Below are 25000 nucleotides of genomic sequence, written 5' to 3'. Positions count from 1 at the left end.
TATTCAAAATAAATAAAGCAACTCGTTGCTTCGAACCGAATATTAAGAACAAAAGGTTTTATTATGTAATCCCATTTGATGGATCAAATCATCACTTTAACTGTTCGCATAGTTTTTGAAGTGCAATTTACACCTTAAGTGATTGGTTTAAATATATTTATCTTAAATCGGCAAAAGTAGATGATTTTCGAAATCAATTTCAATTAAGTGTTTCCACTTCAAGAACGACAACCTACCTACCGTTGTTTTACTGGCTTACGGCTCTCAACAAAGAGGCAGTTGGCATAATCACCGAATAAAGTTGGATTTTGATGGGTACGATCCTCTATAAGCGATTATCACAATAAATCGAACTCCGTTACCGTTGCATTCATCAAACAAATAGAGAACAGAACCATGAATACCATGCCGCATGAGCTTGTGTGGGATGAAGTCTACTTCCCACCGCTGTTATTGGTTATCGCACTGGCTTACATACTGACAATGCTAACAGGGTCAATCGCGACACGGTTTGGCCTTCATAAGTACGTCGCCTTTCCTGCAATAGCAGAACTGAGCTTGATCGTGATTTTTACTGGCGCTATCGGCCATTTTATTACCATTTTTTGAGGCACTTACTGTGATCAAACGTTATCTCATCACACTTTTATTATTGGCTGCTGCGGGAACTGTGGTTTATAGCTATTACCAGTCGTACTCAAGTAACCCATGGACCAGAGACGGACAAGTCAGCGCTTATATCGTCTCGATTACACCTCGAGTCACGGGTCAAGTCATTGAAGTGCATGTCGAAGACAACTCGAAGGTAAAAAAAGGCGATCTTCTTTTTGAGATCGATCCGAGTATTTACAAGGCGACCTACAGAAAAGCACTTGCGACTCAAAAACAAGCATTTGCCCTACTCGCCAAAGCCAAAAACGAAGAGCAACGCGCGTTGAATTTAGAGAAAAGAACGCCCGGTGCCGTGCCCGTGCTGACACTAAACAACTTGAACAACGCGGTAGAAACCAGCGCCGCAAATGTCGAACTGGCAAAAGCGAACGTAGAAGAAGCACATCTCAACCTTGAGTACACCAAGGTATATGCGCCTACTAACGGCTATATCACCAATCTGAACCTACGTGTTGGCTCTCAAGTTGTCGCGAATTCACCTGTGGTTGCGCTAATTGATGAAGATAGCTTCTGGATTGAAGGTTATTTCAAAGAGACTGATTTAGTCGGTGTCGATGCTCAGGACACTGCTTATGTGACCTTAATGATGCACAACAATGTTCAGCTAGAAGGACATATCAAAAGTATTGGTTTTGGTATCGCGAAGCAAGACGGCAGCACAGGTAATGATTTATTGCCAAACGTGAATCCAAACTTCCAATGGATACGCCTAGCTCAACGCATCCCTATCAAAGTGAAGTTAGACAAAATACCAGAAGACGTACAACTGCGTGTTGGTATGACTGCCTCGATCAAAATAATCAAAAATAGCTAGGTGATTCTTATGTTCACTGCATCGACTAAAGACGCGATTAAAGTCGCACTCTCTATCGTTATCGCAATCTGCCTAGCGTTGTGGTTTGGTTGGGAAAAACCGTATTGGGCTGCGATAGCCGTCGCAGTGATGGCATTGAACGAGAGCTTCGCCCATTCAATAAACAAAGGCCATAACCGGTTAATGGGAACCTTGTTAGGGACCGGTTATGCCTTTTTCCTCATTGCGATGTTTTCACAAGATCGATTTTTGTTTCTAACATTTCTTACCGTGTTCTTAGGCACTTGTATTTTCATGTCTAGTGACGAGAAATACGGCTACATCTTTTCAATAGGATTTACCGTGTGTTCGATTGTTGCTTGTCTGGGCGGGTTTGATAACCAAACCACCTTTCACTTTGCTGTACTTAGACTTCAAGAAACACTATTAGGTGTTGTTGTGTTCTCTATTGTGTATCGCATCGTGTGGCCTGTGAATACTGAACTCAACTTTGTACAACGTTTCGAAACCAGTAAACAAGCGTTGTTAGATGCGATGGAAAAAACAGACAACATCGACATTGCCGCACTTGAAAGCAACACCGCGAATATTGATAAGCTGTATCAACTTTTAGATCTGCCACTGACCGGAAGCTACCACCTTAAAGAGAACATCCAAACATGGCGCTTGCGTATCGATGAAATGGCACATATCCAAGATACATTACTCAAACAAAGTAACAGCGAATCAGACTTAGATATCCAATGGGCAGTTCTTACTCACAACTTGAAGACGTTCGATGTATTAACACCAGAACAATCTCTTGTTGAGGGTGAACTCAATGTCATAGGTGATCATAAAGACGTGTCTTGGCATCATGCACATCGCACGTTTGTTGAACATTTGAATGAAGATGGGCGCAAAGTGCTGCAAGGCGTGTCGACGTTTATCACATCGCTGTTGGTTTGGATTTATCTTCCAGTTCCAGGTGGTTTCATATTTCCTATGTTAGCCGGTGTATTCTCTTCTATGGTGCCGACCATGCCACCAAGCGTTATTAAGGACGCTTTTTATGGTGTGTTGGGTACAGGGTCGGTGGTTCTGTTGCAATACATCTTTGTGATGCCATTAATGACAGAACTATGGGAGCTGGGACTATTCTACTTCCTTAACATTATGGTGATATGGAAAGTGTTCGCGACACCTAAGCTCATGGTACACCGAATATTGGGTATTAACTTATTAGTTGTTCTCACATCTGGTGCGCTCAACCTCACACCTGTTTATGGAATTGAAACGCCACTTTTGATGCTCGTAAACATTTTGATTATTCTGATGATAGCGAAGTTGTTTACTGATCTATTTAGAGTGAGGGTAACTGCTTAGAACTAAATGCGCTTAACAACTCACAACAAAACGGTCTGCCAAGTATTTTTACTTCACAGGCCGTTTTTTATCTATTGAAAATCATTATAAATCAATTGATTAACGCTAATTATTACTAAGTGAGGATAGCGTCCATCAAAAGCGATTAACGCGATCTGCCACCTCCTCTTAAAATCCTCTCATTGATTGACGCAATGCATTTTTAGTCGCGACATTCACACTAGCAATCCTAACGGATAAATACATAACAACTGAACACGACGTTCAGTATTACATCGACTGTTTGAGTCTCGAAGGTTTGAGGCCACTCAGCGTGGAAACCGTCATGAGTTTTTTTGAAATACGCACCAGCGCTTGTAAGACCCATACTCTTTCTGTGTTAGCGAGCGCCCTATTACTTACCACCCCCAATTTTGCGTCTGCGGCAGAAACCAAGACTTACAGCGAAGTTATGGAAAAAGGTCGAGCACTATTTGACAAATATGGCATCAGTCATGATTTACCAAAGCTAGCAATCAGTTCGCTCGTACAGGGCGAACACCTAGTTGAACACGCACATCGAACCATACAAATTGGCGATGAGGTTCGTGACTCAAGCGTCTATCTGATAAAAAACACAGACAGCAAAGGCAACATCGACCTGCGCGTCAAATACAACCCGCAAGAGCTGGATGAAAACGAAAAACTGATCGATGAAATTGAAGAGTTTACGCGCACTGAGTATCGACTAAGAAATTATGCAGAAAGCTTCGATCCATCGTCAGTGAAAGTCAATGAAAAAGACAACGGCGACGTGACCATTAGCTTCAACTATTCGAAATACGGCTTACCACAAGACATCGCCTATTTCCGTTTCTTGAATGTTGATATTGAACTTGTAGGCGGCACACCAAAACGCATGGTAATCACCAACGACAAGCCATTTAATCTTGGTAAGTCAAAAGTCGATACCTATTACCAAGTGATTGATTTCCAAACGTTAGACTCTGGTAAAGTCGTTATTGAACGTAAGACAACTAACATCGAGGGTACGTCTAAAACGAAACCGATGACCATGAGCGCTGTAACTGAACCCGTCGCAATTTATGAAGACGACAACGGCGTTAATGTCCTGCATGAAGAGCGTCTAAAAGAAGTTTCAGATCCTCGTATGCAAGAAGCGAGTGTTAAGTTAGATCGAGTATTCCCTTTAATGGGTGACATGGTGCGTCGTCAAGGTATCGATTTGCCATTACCATTCGGTGTTTCAGTTGCTTATCGCAATCAAGACATGAACCTTCCTATGACCGATTACGTGATTGGCGGTGTGCGCTTGAATGACCTGTTCGACCCTGAAGATAGCGTTGCAACGGTTAAAGCAGAAAGTCTTTCAATACGTGGTGATGTGAATATTCTGCCGTTCTGGAATGTATTCGGATATGTAGGAAAGGTAAACGTTGACGCGAATGTTGATGCCTCTTACACCGGCGCTGCGGGAGAATATCTACAAGATAAACTCAATAACAAACTACCTGGTCTAGGTGACAAACTGTGCGAGGGCGTATCAGCACTGTGTAACAGTGGGCGTTTAAATGTACCACTGCATCTCGAATATGACTTACGCGGTGCGGGTACAACACTATCTGTTGGTTACAAAGAGTTCTTTGCATCACTGACCGGCACCTATTCACAAACCCGTCTGAAAGGGATGGATGATTGGGGTGACGGCATTGTCACGATTCAGCCAATGTTGGGCTACCAATTAGTTGATTATCGCGCTCAATTCTTCGTTGGTGCTGAATACCAAGGTTTAGATTCACGTATGCAAGGTACTGTAAAGACAGACGATATTGAGTTTGATTACGACGTTGGTGTCGACATTAACCAGTGGGCATTTTTAACCGGAGTCAACAAACAGATTGGCAAGCATTACAACATGACCGTGTTGTACAACAAAGGTGAAACTCGTTCGGCTGTGACATTGAACCTTGGCTATCGCTTCTAACGGTCAAACCATCGCTCTATTGTGAATATAGATTCGTTAGAGCGATATTTTCATACGAGCCTCTGAAGCTCAGTCGTCCAGCAAGATGACAACTCTAATATATGCCATGTCGATGCTCCATAGATGGAGCGCAATACCCAATGGAACTGCAGGATTGTCGATACAAGTGCGTTTGATCGTAACTATACCGAATATTATTGTGGAAAATTAAATATGAATATTGCATACCGCTCACTTATCGCATTGTCTATTGCTACTGCCCTTATAGGCTGTGGCGACGATAGCCAACCAACGGTTCCTTTCCCTGATAAACCTGAACCTTTAATTCCAGCACCTTCAGAAACCTTTACCACTCAAATCGGCGATGTGATGATTACTGCGACCAAAGAAGAGCTGGTTGTTACATCTAATACCGAAGACGATAAACTGGCTTCTGTTGAGTCTTTTAAAGGCATTAAGTTTGCCGATGCAGAGCGTTTTGAGCACAGTGAAATGGTTGATCTTGGGAGTGACATTGATGCCACTTCGTTTGGTGATGCATGTCCTCAATTGAAGACCGTTTCACAGACACAATCTGAAGACTGTTTGAACCTGAACATTTGGCGCCCAGTAGGCGTAGATGCTGATGCAGACCTACCGGTTTATGTATTCATTCACGGTGGTGATTTCGAATACGGTTCTGGTGCAGAGCCGCTCATCCAAGGTGATACCGTGGTTGCTCAAGGAAGCGACGATGGTAAGCCTTTCATCTACGTAAGCTTCAACTACCGTCTTGGTCAGTTAGGTACTCAATGGATTAAAGGCGAGAACGAAGATGGAAACTATGGCCTAGGTGACCAAAAGCGTGCCTTGGAGTGGGTACACAATAATATCGCTGACTTCGGTGGTAACGCTCAAAACGTAACCGTTATGGGTCAAGGCTCAGGCGCTATGTCTATTGGTTTCTTGCAGCAAGATGACGATATCGCAGGTCAATATTTCCAACGTGCCATCATGCAGAGCAACCCGTATGGTTTTGAGTATCCTAGCTATGACGTTGCAAAAGATCGCAGTAAGGGTTTTACAGCAAACACTTCGCTTGACGTGATCATGGCGTCGCAAGAAACAGCTTTGGATGGTATTGAACAGCTAAAAAATTGGTTATTGAGTTCGCTATCGGTTTCAGTTTCTTATTTGGGTCAAGAGTTAGAAGTAGGCCCCAAATCAGGAAAGACCCCTATGCAAACACTGATGCCATTTGCTCCTTATCTAGGTTGTGAGTCACTTGCTACCACTGATGAGTCAGAGGCAATATGTATAGAACCATCTAAATCACCACTAAATTCTGATCTTTCTGTACAAACGATTTTGGGAAACAATGCTCATGAAGCAAATAGTTTTGGGATGTTGTTCAGTGTGACCTTTTTGATTCCAACTATCATTGACGAATTTCTTTCAACTGAAGCAATAAAAGGTAAGCGCTCAGAGGCCATTGCCTTAGATGCGTTGAAATGGCTAGATGATGAGCACAATCAAGATCGTTTATTGGCAAGAATAAATAACATGAGTTCTAAGGACGTTGCTGCAAATGAAGGTCTTTCACTCACTGCATATACAGCTGTTAGTGAACTATTTTGGGGGATGGATTCATCTGTTGATATAGGATTTCCTACGCCATTTTGTCTAGCTAAAGACGACCCAATAGAGGTAATCGAATGTATCGTAAAAAATGTAGATATTGAACTAAACGGCCATGAACAAACTAATAAAGTTTTAAACCTAACTGACTTTTTCCCTAATTCAGAATCTAGCTTAGGTGGCGCTTTTGACAACATGAAGCAATTTAAAACCCTGCTAAATGACACCTTGTTCAATGGCCCAGCTCGTTATATGGCAGCAAACAGCGAAGTAGAAGCAACGCTATACCACTTTGAGCACAAACCAAGCTTTAACATGTGGAACTATAAAACAGGTCTAAATGAAGAAACGGGCGAATACGACCAACTGTCAATCATTGATCTATTCAAAACGATTGGTTGCATCAGCGGTGCATGTAACGGTTCAGAACTGCCATTTATGTTCAACAAAGCTGTACGTTTTGATGGAAGCGAAGTAAATCCATCAAGCAAAGATAAAGCCCTTATGAACGAAATGTCGCGTCTTTGGTTTAGCGATGAATTGTTCCAGAGCTACCAGTACAGCGATGCTACCGACAATGTGCTTGTCATTGATGGTGCAGGATTCAGCGACAACAGCACTACCTTCGACTGGGACTATGTCACAAACCCAGGTGTTGATCCTAAGCTTCGTGAAGGTCGCTTAACGGGTCTAGCAGAGCAAGGTCTTATGCCTTGGGACTGGTACCTAAACTAAACATATTCAACACCCTTCCTACTTTAACGGCCAGCTCGCTGGCCGTTTCTATATCCAAATTTTATGTTTAAACGCAGGTTAGTTATGACACTTAGCAAACTAAAAACAGCATGCACAATAATGTTGATTGCTTTGGTCACAGGATGTGCCCAACCTTACCCCGATGTTGAACCTGACTTCGAAGCTAACTGGCAAAGCACAGAACATCAAGCCGAAGTCTATTTGATCCCGAGTGCGCCTGAAGCCTTTGCGCGCCGCATTGATCTGGTTCGCCAAGCAAAACACTCGATTGATATGACTTACTTCTCTTGGGAAAACGACACTCTGGGCCTGATGCTGTTAAACGAGCTGAAACACGCCGCTGACCGCGATGTGGCCGTGCGCCTCACACTGGATGACTTGTTGGTATTCAATGACAAATGGCTTGCGGAGTTGGACTCACACGCCAATATTGAGATTCGACTGTTCAACCCTTTTGAGTCACGTAAAGCTGGCTGGATTGGTCGTGCGCTCAACTTCTCTACTCATCAAAAACAGTTAGATAATCGACTGCATGAGAAATACTTTAACGTTGATCACCAATCGATGATCCTCGGTGGGCGCAACATCGGTGATGACTACTTTGGCTACAGCGAAAGTGCCAACTTCTTTGATATGGATGTGCTGTTTAAAGGCGACGTGATTGCTGCTTTCGACCGAAACTACCAAGCGTTGTGGAACAGTGAGCATGTAGTGCCAATTCAAGAACGCATTAAAATCAAAGAGAAAGAGCAATACCAAGCGTTCACCAAAGCGTTGAACAAAGGTGAAAAGAATCAAGCATTGATCACGTCTGAAGTCGAAAGGCAGATAAAGAGCTTAAACCAACCGAAGTTCATTTCAGCCTCTGTCACGCCGGTATTTGACTCACTGGAGAAACTCAATGACAACAAGCCCTACTTTCGCCAACGTATTGAACACTTGATGAAGCAAAAAGTACCGACACCTTCTAAGGTTATTATTTCTACGCCTTATATGGTGCCAAGCGATAACAAGTTTGTATTCGTCGATGCACTTAGAGAGAGCGAAGCCGAAGTCACCTTACTGACGAATTCATCGGCTTCTAATGATTCGGGCTTTGTGCCTGCGTATTACGAAAAACACCGTGAGACTCTACTCGACAAGGGCGTAAGTATCTATGAGTACAAAAGCCAAGCGATCAATGATGATCACTACTTTCATGTTGATACCTACTACCACAACAAGACAGTAATTTTAGATGAGCGTGTCACCTATATTGGCTCTTCTAACTTCGATCCAAGATCAGACTTTCTCAACGTTGAGTTTGGGGTGTTGGTTGACAGTGAAGAGTTTGCGAAGCAAGTGACACACTACTTAACACGTCAGAAAGAGGAGTTGTTCTGGGCTGTGTCGCGAGAACAATCAGGTGACACCATCTGGGCTTCAGAGGAACAAATCCATACTAAGAACCCGAACTACAGTTCATGGAACAAGGTACCTGATTGGTTATTTCGAAAAATGAATGGCGAGTTCGAGCTTTAAGTGTTCAGCTTCGAATCTTAATTTTTAATTTTCTCCAGTCCAAATGTAAAAAAGCCGCGTAATTCGCGGCTTTCTCATGTTTCAAATACACGTATCTGAGCTTATAGACGGTAGGTCATCGCTCTTTGGGCTACGTAGTTCACCATATCAAGCGTTGTGAAGATCGAATTAACATCATTAATGTTGTAATCCACATGTCCACGCTCCACATATTGCTCAGCGAGACGGTAAATATCAACGACACGCTCAGCTACCGCTTCCATAGGATCAATAAAAGTGACTGTTGGAAATGCCGTTTCAAGTTGCTTTCTAACCAAAGGAAGTTCCGTGCATCCCCAAATAACCGTATCAACGCCCTTCTCTACGATGGATTGAATCGCTACAGCAAGCAGTGCGGCATTACGCTCAAACTCGCCCGCTTTGATCCCGTTGGTTTCTCGGATTGCTTGTCCACACTCTGTCATCTCACCGGTTACTTCACCATAGATAGCACTATGCACGTTATGCTCTTGCTCAAAGGAATCTGGCTTAACGAACACCAGATTCGCGTCCGTTAGGTAACGATCATAGATTCCCGAATTGTATGTGCCGTTGGTACATAAAATACCAACAACAGATTCAGAGTTCTGCTCTTTGATTTGATCAACGGTGGTTTGAAGCATGTCGACGATATAAACGTTGGTGTGCTTTTGAACCTCAGGTCTAAAGTAATGAGCGGTGTTACAGGTCATTACGCCAAACTGAACATTGGCATGTTCTAAAATGCACGCTGACTCAATCAGTTCAGGCACAGGATCGGTACCGCCTTCGTTAATCACTTCAGATCGATCGGGGATATCTGAGTTTTTCACCACTATCATGGCCATGTGGTCTTAGTCTTTAAGTGCGCCGTGTTCAATTTCTTTCTTGGCGACGATATCTTGGAACAGAGCATCGGCTTCAGGGCCCATATTACCAAATACACCGAATCGTAGCTTTTTCATTGTTTTTACCTTTGTGTTTGTTAAAGCACAAAGGTTTTTACGCTCTTTCGATTTACTTGAATCCTATTAGATGGTTCGCATCCTCGCGAGTGCATAAACAGCGTACAAAAATCAGAATTGAGTACCAAAGGAAAAATGAATACGAAATTCGTCGCCTTCAGGCGCATCTAAGCCGTAAGCAAAATCGAGCTTAACTGGCATTAACTGTGAGTTCCAAATCAAACTCACGCCCGTCCCACGCTTCCAATCCGCTTGTTGATCAAATGCATCACCCACATCAAGAAATGCGCCCAACCAAATTGAACGATAGACTTGATGCTGATATTCGAGCCCAGCAGTTAACATATAACGTGCCCCCGTTAGTTCACCATTCTCGTCTCTAGGGGAGATAGATTCGTAACCATAACCTCGCAGGTTTCCATCGCCACCAGCAAAATACCGCAGTGACGACGGCACATCAGATAATGATTTGGCAATGTTGATGCCTACGTTGGAGCGGAAATGGAGCTTCTGCCTGTCACTAATATCCCATGAAAGGACACTGTTTCCTTCCAACCGCAACAGCCTTGAGTCAGAGAACAGACTAGGGTCAGAATACTCGACAGAATAGATGTGTCGATGATTGAGCTCCAACTGATCATTTTTACGATCAACCTGAGAAAAACTGATGCCAGGTAACAGTAATTGCGATTGCTCTTCCTCAGACGCCTGACGGTACTGTTCGTGCAAGTATTTGACATAAATGGTGCTTTGCCAATCACTGTCTAATTGCCAGTAACGTTCGAACTTAAGATCGTTTGTAAAGCTATTGGTGTCTCGATGATCAATTCGTTTCGATTCAAACTGAATACCAAAGTAATCCGTTGTGACTTTCTCTGTGGGGATTTTGTACCCCAACTGAAGTGATTGCTCCTGTTCAGACAAATATGTCTGTGTTTCAAAGCTGTGGCCTCTCCGGTTATACCAAGGCTTTGACCAACTGAGAGAGGCGCGTAAACCGAGATCTGTAGAATAGCCGCCACCGACCTGCACGATATTTCGAGAACTTGGCTCGGCAATGATTTCAATTGGAACTTCTAGGTTGTCATCAAGTTTGTCAAAGTCACCATGTACGATGACACTTCGAAACCATTGAGTGTCTGACAAATCAGATTGCAGTTCACCTAACTTGATGGTGTCAAAGTCATCACCTTTTTTAAAGGTGGGTATTTTCTCGATACGAGTAGGGTCAACCCCATCATCAGGAATACTTATAGAACCGAACTTGTAGCGTGGACCACTTGCAAAATACAAGTGTATATTCGCGATGTTCTCGCTAGGAATAACTTCAATCTTTGACTCGATAAACCTGCCGTCAAAATAACCTTTCCGCTTTGCTAAAGAGAAAATCGCACGCTTAGTTTGGTCATATTCTTGGTGAGACAAAGTTAAACCTGAGCCTAACTTGCTTTGATTGAGTATATTGATGAACTCCGCATCTAGGCTAGCTTCACCTGTTATTTTTACTATCGATTCTGCGATGCGCATGACAGGACCAGAATCGATGTTAATGATCACGTTATCAGAATCATTGAGGTCGATATCGAGCTGTGGGTGATAATAACCATAAGGGTTGAGTGCATCTTGAATACGTTTAGATAGCTTCGTTTTCGATATCTGTGATGCAGGAACATCGGCTAAAGGTTCTAAATATAATTCTACATTTTCGGTGAGAGTTTTATTAACCCCTTTAACCTCAAATTCAGCAGCACTAGAAGAGTGTTGGGTAAACAGGAAAAATGAAGTGGCCAGCACTAATTGTTTAATCGAGGTCTTCACGCGGTTACCCAATTGCTCAAAACCCGAACAGGTTATGAGCAAAGCGTTAAATCGCCGAATCTCTTATGGAGGACGCTATCCTTCGAACGGCTTATCGGGTTGTTTAACACTGCAACAGTCGTTTATTAACGACTCAAATCCCAGCCCTACAGACACAAAAAAGGCGCAATTAAGCACCTTTTGAATGTCTATTACTTATTGATTTATATGGCTTGCTGATTTATATGGCTTGCTGACTCAAGATCAGTTGTTGTTCAGCCACACATCTTGGTTTTTTGGAGCTTTCTTCTTCTTTTTCTTCTTGCCAGTACCGGCCGGTGGCGCAACAGGTTTTAGTGCTGCGATCAGTTCAGCTGTCGCTTCTTCATCCACTTCAAAGCCTTCAATTTGCTCACGCTCAAGACGAATCTTGTTCTTCTTCTCGATGATTTTGAAGTGGTGGTAATCTTCGTGATCGATCAGAGATAACGCAAGACCAACTTCACCTGCACGACCACTTCGGCCGATACGGTGCATGTAGTCTGACGGGCTACGCGGTAAGTCAAAGTTGATTACCACTGGAAGCTTCTCAATATCCAGACCACGTGCCGCGATGTCTGTCGCGATCAGAACGTCAATCTCGCCAGATTTGAAATCTTCTAGGATACGAGTACGTGAACCTTGCCCTTTATCGCCGTGGAATACTTCTGCGATGATACCGCGCTTGTAAAGCTTGTCTGCTAGGTGCTCACAGCTGTTCTTCGCATTAACGAAGATCAGAGCTTGGCGCCATTCATGTTGTTGAATTAGGTGTGCGAGTAACGCTGTCTTGCGACCTTTTTCTACTTCGAATACACGTTGAACCAGTGTGCTCGTATTGGCACTTTGAAGTTGAACTTCAATTGGATCGCTTAGAAGTTCGTGAGTCAGCGTTTTAACTTGCTCTGGGAAAGTTGCAGAGAACAACAAGGTTTGTTTTTTGCTCGGCAAGAGCTTCAAGATTGCATCAAGTTCTTCGGTAAAACCTAGGCTTAGCATTCGGTCAGCTTCATCAAGCACTAACGTTTTCACTTTGTCTAACTTGATAGCGTTGCTTGAAATAAGGTCAAGCAGACGACCCGGTGTTGCCACCAAGATATCAGTGCCGCCACGTAGCGCCTGCATCTGAGTGTTTACCGATACACCACCAAACACACAAACCGTTTTAATCGCGCCATTGAAATGCACAGCGTAAGATTTAACGCTGTCAGCCACTTGCTTAGCAAGTTCACGAGTAGGAACCAAGATAAGGCCAGAAACAAAGTTACCTTTGCCTGAACGACGGTCCAGAGGGGCATCTTCATGAATCTTTTGTAACAGTGGAAGTGCAAATGCTGCGGTTTTACCTGAACCGGTATTTGCGCCTGCAATTAAATCGCGTCCTGCTAACACACTTGGAATAACTTGCGCTTGGATAGGCGTTGGCTGTTGGTATTCAAGCTCAGATAAACGAGCCATCAAAGGAGAGATTAAGCCAAGATCAGAGAAGTTGGTTGGTGTAGTGGTGTTAGTCATTAATTGCAGGAACTCAAAGCTAAAATAATAGCGCGCTATATTAACGTATTTCAGCAGTATTACGTAACTAAATCGCCCTTTCGCTTCTATTTCACTGATTAATATCCGTCAGACGCGAAGTTATCGATGTGAGAACCTCGATACTCGCCGTACCAACTTCGTCTAAGAGTATTCCAGCTACACAATTGTCGTGGGTTGCAGTTAGTTCAGCCAACCTGCTACCGTTTGTTCCGGTGCATACGAATTCGGCTCGGTTAACCAGACAGCTACGGCATCGGGCGAAGCGACTAGCGGATCAAAGTCCACATTGAATTGCCACTCAGATTCACCACGTTGGTAGCCATCATACACTACGACAAAATCATGCTCTAACTTCTTACCTCTGTTTTCACCAGCTTTTACACTTGTGACTTCGTTCATCGCCAATAGAGCGATATGAGCAACATAATCCCCTTTGCCTTCGTAACTTACGCTGAACGTATCGCCTTTATAGTTGACCGTTAGCTTGGGGTTATTTTGTTGTTTGAGCGAAGGCAACGTTCTGTCTAACCAGTTAAAGTAACCGCGCCACTCTTTTCCATCGACAACAAAGCCGGGTGTGTAAACCCCACTTGTTAAGCCGTAAGCTTTATACAGTCGTTGCTTCTGACTGAACGCCTTGCTCGCGAACTTATCCCCCCAACCGAGGTAGTCCCAATAGTCGACGTGATAAGCGAGAGGAATGACTTGTGTCCACAGTTGTGGGTCATCTTCAAATGTACTTAGATACGCATCAGCGGGAGGACAACTTGAACAACCTTCAGAGGTGAAGAGCTCGATAACCTGTGCGGGCTGGCCTTCATTACTCCAGGTTTGTGCAAGCGACACTGAGGAATAGAAGCCGATCGGTAAGGCAAATAAACAAAGTTTAATCAATGATGAATTGCGTTTGGCGTGTGGCATACCGAGATCCTTGTACAAAGCGAATTGAATGGCGCTCAAATACAGACCGTTATGCCTAGGTTTTTCTTTCAGGTGCTTAGTTTACGAAGAGATTGAGTTTATTTCAGATACAAAAACGCCAGCTTTAGAGGCTGGCGTTTTCTTAAAATTCTATATTTACATGTTAACGCTGAGATTAACGGTTAATACCGATATCGCGTTGCATGTGACCAGATAGGTCGCTTGCGTAGTAACTACGTGGAGAGTTGTCTACGAAAAGAATATCGAAAATGTGTGCAATCAATCCTTTGAAGTTAACCGAGTAGGTTTTCTTATCCATAGAGTTAGGAACAGCGATAGTATTCATTTGTACTGCTTGAGCCATGATTGCCTCTCTATAAATTTATTAATGTGTTTCGTTCTGATGACAAGAATAATAGGTGATCTTTTGCAGGTTAAAAAATGACTAAAATTAGATTTTGGGATTAGTTTTTCTAATAAAACAAACCATTAACAATACCACAAAATAGATATGCAGATTATGTGAGTACAAATTCAATATAGTGTTTAAATCATGCATTTAGTACAAATACCCCGCAAACAACAGTGGCCAATGTCACAGAAAATTTACATAAATAAATTTTCCACTTCATCAGCCACGTGTTCATTATCGACTTTTCGATAAGTTATATTTGTTTTTAATTTACTTGTTCAATGCCTGGCTTCTTCGCATAAACCGACGCTATAACCGCAATCGTCATCGTAGAAACCAATACCGCCAATGACCAGTAAGTTGGGATAGCCCACTCGCTATCAACCAGAAGCATTTTCACACCAATGAACACCATGATGAATGAAAGCGCGGGTTTCAAATAGATGAACTTGTCCATCATACCTTGCAGTACAAAATACAACGAGCGAAGACCAAGTAACGCAAACACGTTAGCCGCAAGTACCAAGAACGGTTCTTGTGTTACCGCAAAGATCGCAGGGATAGAGTCTAATGCAAACATCACGTCCATGACTGCGATCGCACCGATGACCAACATCATTGGAGTGAATGCCCATTTAGCACCCTGTTTAACCATTAATGCAGGGCCATGGAAGTCCTCTGTTACCGGCATCACTTTACGAAGTAGCTTTTCAGGCAGAGTATTCACACTCTCCTCTTCACCCTTGTCTAATGCCAGCTTAATACCTGTACCAATCAAGAACGCAGCGAACACGTAAAGCACCCAGTGATATTCCGCCAATAGCTGTGCGCCTAGTGCGATCATAATTGCACGAAGCACCAATGCACCAATTACGCCCCAAAGAAGCGCACGAGGTCTTAGATGCTCAGGAACTTGGTATTGAGCAAAGATCATCGCAAAAACAAACAAGTTGTCTACGCTAAGGGATTTTTCTAACAAGTAACCCGTAATGAATGACACGGTTGCTTTTTGCGCTGTGTAGTCACTGTTCGGCGCATAAATGTCCCAAAATAGGTAAATCGAGCCAGCAAACAAAAACGCAAGTACAAACCAGAAAACACTCCAGATTGCCGCTTTCTTGATAGTAACGTTACCGCCACGAGTCTGATAGATATCAATAGAGACGAGAATAACCGTTAGCAGGAAAAAGCCCGCATAAGTCGTCATGATTGGCGATGAAAAAAAGGATTCACTATTTGTAGATAATAGAGATTGAGTTGAGTTCATTATTCCTCCGGGCGGAAGAACTGTACAAAGACCTTCCGCAAACAAAGCATATCAAGCTCCATTACGGATCTTGACTGTGATTGCGTTGGTCTCGTTGAAGTGAAATATGGGATTTCACTTTTACATACCGGATAGACTCTTGGCCTAACGAGATGACGATATGTAAACTTGCGCTAACTACTCCCCAAACGCGTGGATAATAATCCTCTGGTTGTGTTTCGTCTATATAAATTTGCACGGAAAAAGCAAAAAAGGAGCAAACGCTCCTTTCTGATTGATGCCACTTTGTCAAATAGACACGCGAATTGATTCTAAGAATAAATTCGCAAGTCAAACACACTATTGCACTGCGTAATGAAGTTGCAAAAAGAGCAATTTACAGCCCTGCGGCAGGTATTAAATACACTAACGCTGACCAAACTGATACCCAACCGACAACCGCTACCGCATCTAACCAATCTTTCTTATCCATGCATATCTCCACAAGAAGGCGACCTGCAGAGATAAAGCATAAACAATGCCAATTTTATAAATAACCCAAAGTAATAGTGTTAAATATCAGTATCAGCTTTAGTTATCTAAAACACTCCATACAATTCAACGGTTCATTGAGTTGAAGCGACTCTGGGTGGTCTTGCAGAAACTCGATGAAGCAGTCTGCCATAGAGTCAGTGGTGACCGTGCCATCACCGATCATATCCAACACAGCGTTATAGCCCTCTTTGCCTTTCATTGTATAGGCTGACGACGCGCCCCGGTAAATACGGTTGCGAGAAACAGCTTGCCAACCTGAATCATCAGAGTGAATTTCTAGATGGTGAATCCTGTGTCCTATAGGCGCTTCTTTGTGGTAACAAAACCTCAAATTATGTGTATAAGGAAAGCTACCTGAACCTGTGCCCACGACACCATTATCAATCGCGTTATTGATTGCACCTTCAAGCATGCCAGCGATCGTTTCACCTTTTACTTCATACACACCAATAGGTACGGCAAACGGTAGTAGTTTTCCGGCAATATCGGCAACAGAGACATCGCCGCTGTTCAGTGAATTTCTTACACCACCGGCGTTGTGAATGGCAAAGTCAACCTGATGCCCTTTCTTGTTCATTAGATGGTGAAATGATTGAGCAACCAAGGGGGCTAGTTGACTCGGGCCTTTAGCATCTGGAATACGTACATGGCGAAGTTTAGTGTCTGCATGAGCAATCACTTGTTGCTGAAGCCTTCGAACTCGCGGCTGGTATTTATCCGTCAGAATGCTCTGCAGCTCAGGATCTTTCTTACACACTGCAATATTAGGGTGATTGTTTAAAAACTCACACGCCATATCGTGGGCATCGTCTTGCCCTACTTCACTCAGTTTCGCGTCTATAAAGAGTCGACGGCCTAATAACAGTTCGTTTTTACCATTGAAGTGCGTCACTTTGCCTTGAGAATCGAACTCGATTTCGCAGTGTCCTAAGCTCATGGCGTGGAAACCCGCTTGCACAACATAGGTATCGCCAATTTTCACACCGTATTCATCATCTTTAACTAAGCCGATATCAGAGAAATCACCTTGTAAGCGATGACTATGACCACCAACGATGACACCAATACCTGTTACGTTGGCTGCTAACTCTAAATCAGCTTCGTAACCAAGATGGCTAAGTAACACAATCTTGTTGATACCTGCTTGATGGATTTGCTCAATGGTCCCTTTTGCTGTTTCCAAAGCATTTTCAAACGGTGTATCGATATCTGGGTTAGCGATGCCTGCCATCTTGTCGATGCTTAAGCCGAATATTGCGACCTTCTCGCCATCAAACTCTTTCGTTATAAAAGAAGCACTTCGTGTTTCAGGCAGATAAGGCTTAACAATGTCGTTGTCCGCTAGCGTATGAGTTTTATTGATATCCTCATTCGATAGATTCCAGTTACCGGCCAACAGCGGGAATTTGATTCTTTTCGCGAAAATCGCAACGGGCTCATTACCCATGTCTAACTCGTGATTACCGAGCGTCATGGCATCTATATTAAGGGCATTCAACAAATCGGCATTGGCTTTTCCCTTGAATAAGGAAAAGTACAACGTGCCCTGGAAGCAGTCACCAGCGTGCAAGAACAAGGTTCCAACCTTCTGACGCTGGGCATCTTGTTCTATTTGTTTGAAGCGTGTTGAAATTCGAGCAAAGCCACCAGCACTGACATAAGGTTCAATGATGTGGTTGTTCATTTTAAGTGATAGCTGTAACGAGGTTGGTTCAAAGTATGAGTGGGTGTCGTTGATGTGTGCCAACACTATTTTTGTCGGCTTATTCTTTTTAGTCATATTTTCTTCTCTCTTTGTCCCTTCATACTAGGTCGAGAATCATGACAGAATCGTGAATTTTATGAAACTGCACTGCAAAAAAATACTCGAGATAGATCAAAAATCTCATTTTGCACCGTATTAATAAACAACGGGTTTTGTGACAGGTGAGCATACCGGATTTGGATTTTTCGATTATGATTAAAGATATCTGTTAGCTTTCAAATAATTAGCAGAGCCTTCCGTTAGGAGTAAGCCTATGCAACTAGAAAGAATCGAGATTTCTGGCTTTCGAGGTATCAAGCGCATGTCACTCGCGTTTGACGAGCTAACCACGCTTATTGGTGAAAATACTTGGGGTAAGTCTTCATTATTGGATGCCCTTTCCGTCATTCTGCCCTCAGACGGTGTGCCATATCACTTTGAAATGACCGATTTTCATGTCGATTACTCTGTTTCACACCCGCAGTCTCAACATCTTCAAATTGTTCTCGCTTTAAAAGCTAACGATAAGAGCGAACTTAACGCAGGTCGTTATCGCAAACTCAAACCTATTTGGGTTCAAGATGAATTTGGCGTATTTCGCATCTACTATCGCATCAGCGCGACGTTAGAACAGTATGAGACAACAACACACTATGCATTTCTTGGTTTGGACGGTAATCCGCTCAAGCTTCATCATTCAGAAAAGCTTGCTCAAGAATTAATGACCTTACATCCCGTTATCCGTTTGCGTGATGCAAGGCACTTTGATCGTCCTTTCAACGGCAAGTCCCTTAACCACAATGCTCACCTGCCGACTAATGTTCACGCAACTAATGCAAATTCAAACGGGAACGGGAACCATCACACGAGCAATGGCACAACAAATGGAAACGGCGCCAATAACGGTAATGGTCGACAAGCAAGAATAGAAAAACGAATAGACAACACCTGCCGCCGTCTTATGGCGATACCCGGACATGTTAATAAAGGTGAAATGCGCAGTAGCCTAGAGTCGATGCAAAGTTTGATTGAGCACTATTTTTCTTTCAAAAGTACTTCTCGTCGTAACCCTAGAAAACAGCGAGACGGATTGCTTTATTCTGCGGGTACCAATGATCAGAGTATTCATCAACTCGTCGAAGAGACCAAGAACAAACAAACTCGCTTATTATTCATGGGGTTACTTAACGCTTATCTACAAGCTAAAGGGCCAAACGACTTAAGGCGATGTGCGCGCCCTCTGTTGATCCTTGAAGATCCAGAAGGTCGATTGCACCCAACACACTTGGCAAGGGCTTGGAGCTTGATGCAGAAATTGCCCATGCAGAAAATCCTGACCACCAACAGTGGCGACCTACTTGCGGCGGTCCCACTTCAATCGATTCGTCGCTTGGTTCGTCAGTCAGACAAAACCATCGCCAATCAACTCAACATGAACCATTTCAGTAAGGATGAACTTCGACGAATTGGTTTTCATATCCGCTTCCACCGCTCTGGGGCACTATTTGCTCGCTGTTGGCTATTAGTAGAAGGTGAAACCGAGGTTTGGTTGTTCAATGAACTTGCCAACCAATGTGGCTATAACCTAGCAGCAGAAGGTGTGCAGATTATTGAGTTCGCCCAATCAGGACTTAAGGCACTGATTAAGGTCGCGCAAGAGTTTGGCATCGATTGGCATGTGGTAACTGACGGCGATGCGGCGGGTAAAAAATACGCAGCAACGGTGCTATCGAAGCTTGGTAATGATCAGGAAAGACATCGACTCACGGAACTGCCAGATAAAGATATCGAGCATTACCTATATATGAATGGATTTGAGAGCTTTTTCCGTGACATGGTTAAGATTCCATACGATCACCCTATCCCTCCAAAGAAAGTGGTTGCCAAGGTATTGAAGAAACATGCAAAACCCGACCTTGCACTCGCCATTGTTTCTCATTGCGAGAATCAAGGACAAGAATGCATTCCGCTTTTATTAAGGTGGACATTAAAACGCGTGATCACCATGGCGAATGGAAATACCTAAACATAATTTGTTTTATAGATGCTATCAGTTGCTCTACTGATGAAATATTTAGCTAGTCGCCTCAACCAAAAAAGGCACACCAAACGGTGTGCCTGTATAAATCGATATACAAATTAATTGGGGGTTATCTTGCAAGAGTTCACAGTGACTAACTAAGGTTAGGTTAACGAATTAAGCCTTTGCCTGTTTAGCGTGTTGTTCAACAACTTCCGAAGATTGAGTCGATTTCTCGTGAAGCCATAGCCCCGTTGCTTTCATCAAGTATCCAAATACACCACCAAGCAGTAAAGATGGCACTACAAGTTGCCAATCACCACCTGCAGCAAACGTCGCACAGCAACCAATGAAGGTGCCTGGGATATAACCTAGCCACGCTTGTTTCGCTTGAATACACATAAAGAAAGCCACAATAGCAGTAATCATGTAGCCTAAAATCTCTAACCCTGCGAAGGTTGAGCTTTCGATAATCACCATTGCCCAGAATACGCCAGTCATGTTGGTCAATAGGCTACCTGCAAGTCCTTTAACGCCGCCTGTTGGCGAAGCAAAGTAACTGGTGCAACCTAAGAAACCTGCCCATGACAATAAGCCGAAAGAGATAGCAATCCATCCCCATAGACCTGACAAAATACCTGTTGTTAATGAAATCGCGACTAATGTACTCATACTATTTCTAAAGCCTAATTACGTAATTGAACGCAACCGGATTTAGCCTCACTTAAAATCAAGTAAGCATACTATGGGAAGATAGCCCTTATTTAGCCGATCACGATCACATTAATAATGTATGAAGTTGTTCATTTATCACTAGATAGAGACCGGAATCGCTTATTCAACACATTTAGTTATTAGCATTGGTGTTGAATAGCGGCTAAAGAACCGACCGTTTGCCTTTCATCATGCGCTTACCTTCACGCTTGATACATTCAGCAAGTGGGTTCTCTGCCATATCTGCACGCCAAATAAAGGACAAGGTTCTTTCCATTTCAAGCTCAGGGACATTTAACGTCACAAGTTGACCTGACTCAACAAACTGTTCGACATCTAGATAAGGTAAACACGTTAAATATGGGCCGTTTGCAACCAAACTTCTTAAAACAGGAACGTGTTCATACTCTCGCCATACATCGAGATCGCCAATTAAATGGTGAATAGAGCTATCAAAAACTTTGCGAGTACCCGAACCATGTTCACGTAATACCCATTTTGCTTGTTCTAATTGCGCCAAGCTTACTCGTTCACGCTTCGCAAACGGGTGATGAGCCGATGCAACCACCGTTAAATGGTCCGTACACCACACTTCTTGGTGAACTCGGTTGTCATCACAACGACCTTCGATAACACCCAAGTCATATTGATAATCTAATACGCCATCAATAACCGCATCGGTACTTTGTACGCCGAGCGAGATTCGCATCTCAGGAAAGTCGTTATCAATAATACTGATGAGGTCAGGAACTAGGTGTTCCGCTGGTGTTTGGCTTGCACCGAGTTTGAGCTCTCCACTTAGTAAATGCTGCTCATAAAAACCCATCTCAATTTGCTGCGCATCTTGCAGTAAACGCTTCGCTTTAGGCCTTAGCCACATCCCCCAATGAGTAAGAGCCATTTGCTTGCCCTGCCTTTCAAACAAAGGCCTGCCGAGCATTTTTTCCAACTGTGCAAGAGACATACTTGTCGCCGACTGAGTCAACGCCAATTTGTCTGCTGCCTGACTAACGCTCCCGGAGTCTGCTACTGCATCAAATACCGCGAGTTGCTTTAATGAATAACGCAAAATTCATCCTTAATGCTTTTAATTATTTGTGTCCTGATGCTCGTTTTTTATAAAGCCAATGAGCAATCAATTTCATTCTACGCGTAACCCAATCTATATCAATAAATTTGATGTGGTTTCTAAAAATTATCAATTTTACCTCTACCCATCAACGCCCTAATCTGGAATGGCAGGACACAACGAGCCCTGCAAAACATTACTGATTAACCATTACGGATTAACCAAGTCATTAACACTAGGAATTACACATGACGGATTGTTCAAGGGGGGGATATGGCAACCAGCACTTCTGAAAATCATCAACTGTTCTCACCAACAGAAATGATGGCGGAAGCAGAGAAGTTTGCATTAAGTAAAGCAAATAAAACCAGCAGCATGACATTGAGTTTGGCAATCATGGCTGGCGCATTCATCGGGCTTGCTTTTTTGTTCTACATCACGGTAACCACGGGCAGCGCTGATGCTGGATGGGGATTGAGTCGCTTAGCCGGCGGTCTTGCATTCAGTATGGGTTTGATCTTGATTGTGATTTGCGGTGGTGAGCTATTTACCAGCTCAGTGTTATCCAGCATCTCATGGGCTAACAAGCAAATCACCTTCACTAAGATGCTGTCTATCTGGGGCAAAGTGTATGTCGGCAACTTTATCGGTGCCATGTTCCTATTGGCTTTGGTAAGCGCAGCAGGCTTATATCAACTGGATGGCGGCCAATGGGGCTTAAACGCTCTAAACATTGCTCAACACAAGCTGCACCACAGCCCAGTTCAAGCGTTTGCTTTGGGTGTGCTTTGTAACTTGTTGGTGTGTTTAGCGATTTGGTTAACGTTCAGCTCTGCTAACGCAATGACCAAAGCAATGATGACCGTGTTACCCGTTGCAATGTTCGTAAGCTCAGGCTTTGAACACTGTGTGGCGAATATGTTCATGGTTCCGCTAGGCATCACGATTCAAACATTCGCCCCGGAAAGCTTCTGGATGCAAATCGGTGCAACACCGGCGCAGTACGCAGACTTAAACGTCATGCAATTTGTCACAGCAAACTTAATACCAGTGACAATCGGCAACATCGTAGGTGGTTCAGTATTGGTCGGCTTAGCGAACTGGAGCATCTACCGTCGCCCACAACTTAAAGCAGCAAAAATTACCGCTATTACACAAACAACAGAAATTACGTCAGTTAAGGAAATTACTATGAACACAGCAACTACTATCAAGCAAATCATGAACACTCAACCAATTACACTGAGCGTAGAAATGCCAACATCAGTCGCGATTGATACACTTTTAGACGCGCAACTTGTTAGCGCTCCTGTTTGCGATGTTGAAGGTCGTCTAGTGGGTATCTTCTCTGTTCATGACGTAATGGTTGACCTTTGGTGCCAAGATTACATCCCAACTAAAGGCCAAAAAGTTGTAGACCTAATGAGCCGTGACGTTGTGGCAATCGACGCAAACGACAAGCTAGTGGACGTTGCTGAGTTCCTATGCATCGACAAAGAGCAACTGTACCCGACGACAAGCATGGGCTTCGCTACTCGCCTGACATCTCTTTCTCTAGAAGAGCGTGCAAAAGCGATGAAAGTAAGCCAACCACATATGCTTCCAGTGTTAGAAAATGGCGTGATGGTGGGTGTGTTGACTCGCATTGAAGTGATGCAAGCACTGCGTCCAATCTACGGTGACCGACTAAACGTGGTTCCTCAAGCTGAACTAGAAACAGCTTAACTAATCGTAAGTTGAACTATTAGGGATTAGTAGTTCAATTAGATAACTCAGTCATGGCAACGTTGACTGGCTAGAGGCAAATGGTGGCTTTTAACGTACTAAACGGTTTGACACAAAACAGACCTAAACGCGTTGCCATTTATCTCAATAAAAAAGGCGCAAAGTGAAAACTTTGCGCCTTTCTCTATTTCTAACTGCTGACCTATTTAGTATCGACCAAACTTTTGATATTTCTAAATAATGTTGATACCTGTCAGAGAGCTAGAAAGCTAGATTACTTTTTTACGCCTTCAACGTGTAGTTCCATGTCTACATAGCTTGAAGCGCCCATTACTGGAATGTTGAAGTCAGCAAGTTCTAGACGAGTTGTACCCACGAAACCAGCACGCTCACCGCCCCAAGGGTCTTGACCAGCACCGATGAATTCAGCTTCGATAACGATTGGCTTAGTTACGCCGTGAAGCTTAAGGTCACCCATTACTTCAAGTTTGCCGTTGCCTTTATCAACCACTTTTGTGCTGTTGAAAGTAGCGTCAGAGAATTTACCTGCATCAATGAAGTCAGAGCTACGGATGTGCTTGTCACGCTCTGCGTGGTTTGAATCAAGGCTTGTTGTATCAATAGTTACGTTTACTTTTGATGCTTCAACGTTGCTTTCATCAAATGAGAAATCACCTGAGAATGTGTTAAAACGGCCTTGGATAAAGCTATAACCTAGGTGGCTAACTTTAAAGTTAACTGAAGCATGCGCACCTTTTGTATCAATCACGTAATCAGCGGCGTTCGCAGCGAAAGGCATTGCCATAGCAAATGCTAATCCTGTAGCGATAATTGACTTTTTCATTTTGAAGCTCCTATCATTTTTCGTAGCGTATCGTCTTTGTCGATAACGTGGTGTTTTATCGCCGCTAAGGCGTGCACTGATGCCATAATGATCAGTACCCATGCAGCATAGTAGTGAACCGTACCTGCGAGATCAGATTGGTTTGCAAACAGTTCGCCCATACTTGGTACAGTGAACCAATTGAATACCTCTATCCCGCGGCCATCTGATGTCGAAATCAAATAACCTGAAATAAACAAAACCGCTAAGTTGATGTACATGAAGCCGTGAGCGATCTTCGCTGCTGCAACTTCATAGCTTTTACCTTCCACTTTAGGTGACGCGGTAACCAGTTTCCAGACCAAGCGGATAACGGTAACGGCAGCCAAAAGAATGCCTACCGAGCGGTGATAGTCTGGCGCTGTTTTGTACCACTCGCTGTAGTATGAAAGATCAACCATCCACAGGCCTACACCAAATAAGCCAAATACCGCGAGAGCTGAAATCCAATGCATCGCTCTTGCTAAAGGGTTGTAATTTCTAACGTTGTTGTCCATGCATCTCTTCCGAATGTTAACGAGTAGTGTAGTTTCGAAAAGCGTACCCTACACCAAGTTTGTGTAACATATTATTTACCAAGCTTTACATTGGTAACATCATTTCAAATTAAACGAGTTATTCAAATTA

At 43.3% G+C, this 25000-nt stretch carries 18 protein-coding genes and 2 pseudogenes; 9 read left to right on the top strand and 11 right to left on the bottom strand.

Going from position 1 to position 25000, the window contains the following annotated elements:
* Positions 1–396: 396 nt before the first annotated feature.
* The 7 genes and pseudogenes from AB4138_RS20470 to AB4138_RS20440 all read left to right on the top strand — a co-directional run bounded on the left by AB4138_RS20470 (position 397) and on the right by AB4138_RS20440 (position 8729).
* Complete coding sequence (locus AB4138_RS20470; protein WP_017059802.1) at positions 397–609, top strand: DUF1656 domain-containing protein; 213 nt, start codon at positions 397–399, stop codon at positions 607–609.
* Between the two features lie 10 nt (positions 610–619).
* Positions 620–1486 (top strand): HlyD family secretion protein, encoded by an 867-nt coding sequence (locus AB4138_RS20465; RefSeq protein WP_017059803.1) that lies wholly within the window; start codon positions 620–622, stop codon positions 1484–1486.
* 9 nt (positions 1487–1495) lie between these two features.
* A complete protein-coding gene (locus AB4138_RS20460; protein ID WP_372307475.1) occupies positions 1496–2851 on the top strand; it encodes an FUSC family protein in 1356 nt (451 codons plus the stop codon).
* 325 nt (positions 2852–3176) lie between these two features.
* On the top strand, positions 3177–4835 hold the full coding sequence (locus AB4138_RS20455; protein ID WP_229647521.1) for a hypothetical protein: 1659 nt from the start codon (positions 3177–3179) through the stop codon (positions 4833–4835).
* Between the two features lie 123 nt (positions 4836–4958).
* A pseudogene (locus AB4138_RS20450) lies at positions 4959–6173 on the top strand (carboxylesterase family protein); the annotation flags it as partial.
* A gap of 363 nt (positions 6174–6536) precedes the next feature.
* Positions 6537–7187: pseudogene (locus tag AB4138_RS20445) on the top strand (carboxylesterase/lipase family protein); the annotation flags it as partial.
* A gap of 84 nt (positions 7188–7271) precedes the next feature.
* Positions 7272–8729 (top strand): phospholipase D family protein, encoded by a 1458-nt coding sequence (locus tag AB4138_RS20440; RefSeq protein WP_029235238.1) that lies wholly within the window; start codon positions 7272–7274, stop codon positions 8727–8729.
* Positions 8730–8830: 101 nt separating this feature from the next.
* On the opposite strand, the gene AB4138_RS20435 is transcribed toward AB4138_RS20440, so the two are convergent.
* The 7 genes from AB4138_RS20435 to AB4138_RS20405 form a co-directional block, all read right to left on the bottom strand.
* A complete protein-coding gene (locus AB4138_RS20435) occupies positions 8831–9595 on the bottom strand; it encodes an aspartate/glutamate racemase family protein (protein ID WP_017070494.1) in 765 nt (254 codons plus the stop codon).
* A gap of 228 nt (positions 9596–9823) precedes the next feature.
* A complete protein-coding gene (locus tag AB4138_RS20430) occupies positions 9824–11542 on the bottom strand; it encodes an autotransporter assembly complex family protein (RefSeq protein ID WP_372174441.1) in 1719 nt (572 codons plus the stop codon).
* Positions 11543–11773: 231 nt separating this feature from the next.
* Positions 11774–13063, bottom strand: a complete 1290-nt coding sequence (locus AB4138_RS20425; RefSeq protein ID WP_372174443.1) for a DEAD/DEAH box helicase — start codon at positions 13061–13063, stop codon at positions 11774–11776.
* A 201-nt stretch (positions 13064–13264) separates the two neighbouring features.
* Positions 13265–14005, bottom strand: coding sequence for a DUF1223 domain-containing protein (locus tag AB4138_RS20420; protein ID WP_372307473.1), 741 nt, complete (start codon positions 14003–14005; stop codon positions 13265–13267).
* Between the two features lie 175 nt (positions 14006–14180).
* A complete protein-coding gene (locus AB4138_RS20415) occupies positions 14181–14369 on the bottom strand; it encodes a hypothetical protein (RefSeq protein WP_017059812.1) in 189 nt (62 codons plus the stop codon).
* 313 nt (positions 14370–14682) lie between these two features.
* Positions 14683–15684, bottom strand: coding sequence for a TerC/Alx family metal homeostasis membrane protein (locus AB4138_RS20410; RefSeq protein ID WP_017059813.1), 1002 nt, complete (start codon positions 15682–15684; stop codon positions 14683–14685).
* 574 nt (positions 15685–16258) lie between these two features.
* Positions 16259–17998: a bifunctional UDP-sugar hydrolase/5'-nucleotidase gene (locus tag AB4138_RS20405; protein ID WP_017069928.1), complete on the bottom strand. Its 1740-nt coding sequence runs from the start codon at positions 17996–17998 to the stop codon at positions 16259–16261.
* Between the two features lie 238 nt (positions 17999–18236).
* On the opposite strand from AB4138_RS20405, the gene AB4138_RS20400 reads away from it, so the two are divergent.
* Entirely contained in the window at positions 18237–19988 is a 1752-nt protein-coding gene (locus tag AB4138_RS20400; RefSeq protein ID WP_017059816.1) for an ATP-dependent endonuclease, read from the top strand.
* 171 nt (positions 19989–20159) lie between these two features.
* Here the strand turns inward: AB4138_RS20400 and AB4138_RS20395 are convergent, their stop codons facing one another.
* Entirely contained in the window at positions 20160–20654 is a 495-nt protein-coding gene (locus tag AB4138_RS20395) for a DUF1097 domain-containing protein (protein ID WP_017059817.1), read from the bottom strand.
* Between the two features lie 205 nt (positions 20655–20859).
* Positions 20860–21765: a LysR substrate-binding domain-containing protein gene (locus tag AB4138_RS20390; protein WP_010429535.1), complete on the bottom strand. Its 906-nt coding sequence runs from the start codon at positions 21763–21765 to the stop codon at positions 20860–20862.
* A gap of 273 nt (positions 21766–22038) precedes the next feature.
* Here AB4138_RS20390 and focA point away from each other — a divergent pair, with 273 nt between their 5' ends.
* Positions 22039–23490, top strand: a complete 1452-nt coding sequence (gene focA, locus AB4138_RS20385) for a formate transporter FocA (protein ID WP_017064629.1) — start codon at positions 22039–22041, stop codon at positions 23488–23490.
* Between the two features lie 274 nt (positions 23491–23764).
* Here focA and AB4138_RS20380 read toward each other — a convergent pair whose 3' ends face one another.
* Together AB4138_RS20380 and AB4138_RS20375 are read right to left on the bottom strand one after the other, a co-directional pair.
* Complete coding sequence (locus tag AB4138_RS20380; protein ID WP_017064630.1) at positions 23765–24334, bottom strand: YceI family protein; 570 nt, start codon at positions 24332–24334, stop codon at positions 23765–23767.
* Positions 24331–24870, bottom strand: coding sequence for a cytochrome b (locus tag AB4138_RS20375; RefSeq protein WP_017067366.1), 540 nt, complete (start codon positions 24868–24870; stop codon positions 24331–24333). The genes AB4138_RS20380 and AB4138_RS20375 overlap by 4 nt, the downstream gene beginning before the upstream one ends.
* Between the last annotated feature and the right edge of the window lie 130 nt (positions 24871–25000).

This window comes from Vibrio sp. 10N.286.52.C3, assembly GCF_041468865.1.
Lineage (GTDB): Bacteria > Pseudomonadota > Gammaproteobacteria > Enterobacterales > Vibrionaceae > Vibrio > Vibrio crassostreae_C.
This window is presented reverse-complemented; position numbering and strand designations above follow the sequence as displayed.

What these genes read in the sequence shown, in the direction of transcription:
- AB4138_RS20470 (WP_017059802.1), top strand. Translation starts at nt 397, where the DNA reads ATGAATACCATGCCGCATGAGCTTGTGTGGGATGAAGTCTACTTCCCA.
- AB4138_RS20460 (WP_372307475.1), top strand. Translation starts at nt 1,496, where the DNA reads ATGTTCACTGCATCGACTAAAGACGCGATTAAAGTCGCACTCTCTATC.
- AB4138_RS20455 (WP_229647521.1), top strand. Translation starts at nt 3,177, where the DNA reads ATGAGTTTTTTTGAAATACGCACCAGCGCTTGTAAGACCCATACTCTT.
- AB4138_RS20440 (WP_029235238.1), top strand. Translation starts at nt 7,272, where the DNA reads ATGACACTTAGCAAACTAAAAACAGCATGCACAATAATGTTGATTGCT.
- AB4138_RS20435 (WP_017070494.1), bottom strand. Translation starts at nt 9,595, where the DNA reads ATGGCCATGATAGTGGTGAAAAACTCAGATATCCCCGATCGATCTGAA.
- AB4138_RS20425 (WP_372174443.1), bottom strand. Translation starts at nt 13,063, where the DNA reads ATGACTAACACCACTACACCAACCAACTTCTCTGATCTTGGCTTAATC.
- AB4138_RS20420 (WP_372307473.1), bottom strand. Translation starts at nt 14,005, where the DNA reads ATGCCACACGCCAAACGCAATTCATCATTGATTAAACTTTGTTTATTT.
- AB4138_RS20415 (WP_017059812.1), bottom strand. Translation starts at nt 14,369, where the DNA reads ATGGCTCAAGCAGTACAAATGAATACTATCGCTGTTCCTAACTCTATG.
- AB4138_RS20410 (WP_017059813.1), bottom strand. Translation starts at nt 15,684, where the DNA reads ATGAACTCAACTCAATCTCTATTATCTACAAATAGTGAATCCTTTTTT.
- AB4138_RS20405 (WP_017069928.1), bottom strand. Translation starts at nt 17,998, where the DNA reads ATGACTAAAAAGAATAAGCCGACAAAAATAGTGTTGGCACACATCAAC.
- AB4138_RS20400 (WP_017059816.1), top strand. Translation starts at nt 18,237, where the DNA reads ATGCAACTAGAAAGAATCGAGATTTCTGGCTTTCGAGGTATCAAGCGC.
- AB4138_RS20395 (WP_017059817.1), bottom strand. Translation starts at nt 20,654, where the DNA reads ATGAGTACATTAGTCGCGATTTCATTAACAACAGGTATTTTGTCAGGT.
- focA (WP_017064629.1), top strand. Translation starts at nt 22,039, where the DNA reads ATGGCAACCAGCACTTCTGAAAATCATCAACTGTTCTCACCAACAGAA.
- AB4138_RS20380 (WP_017064630.1), bottom strand. Translation starts at nt 24,334, where the DNA reads ATGAAAAAGTCAATTATCGCTACAGGATTAGCATTTGCTATGGCAATG.
- AB4138_RS20375 (WP_017067366.1), bottom strand. Translation starts at nt 24,870, where the DNA reads ATGGACAACAACGTTAGAAATTACAACCCTTTAGCAAGAGCGATGCAT.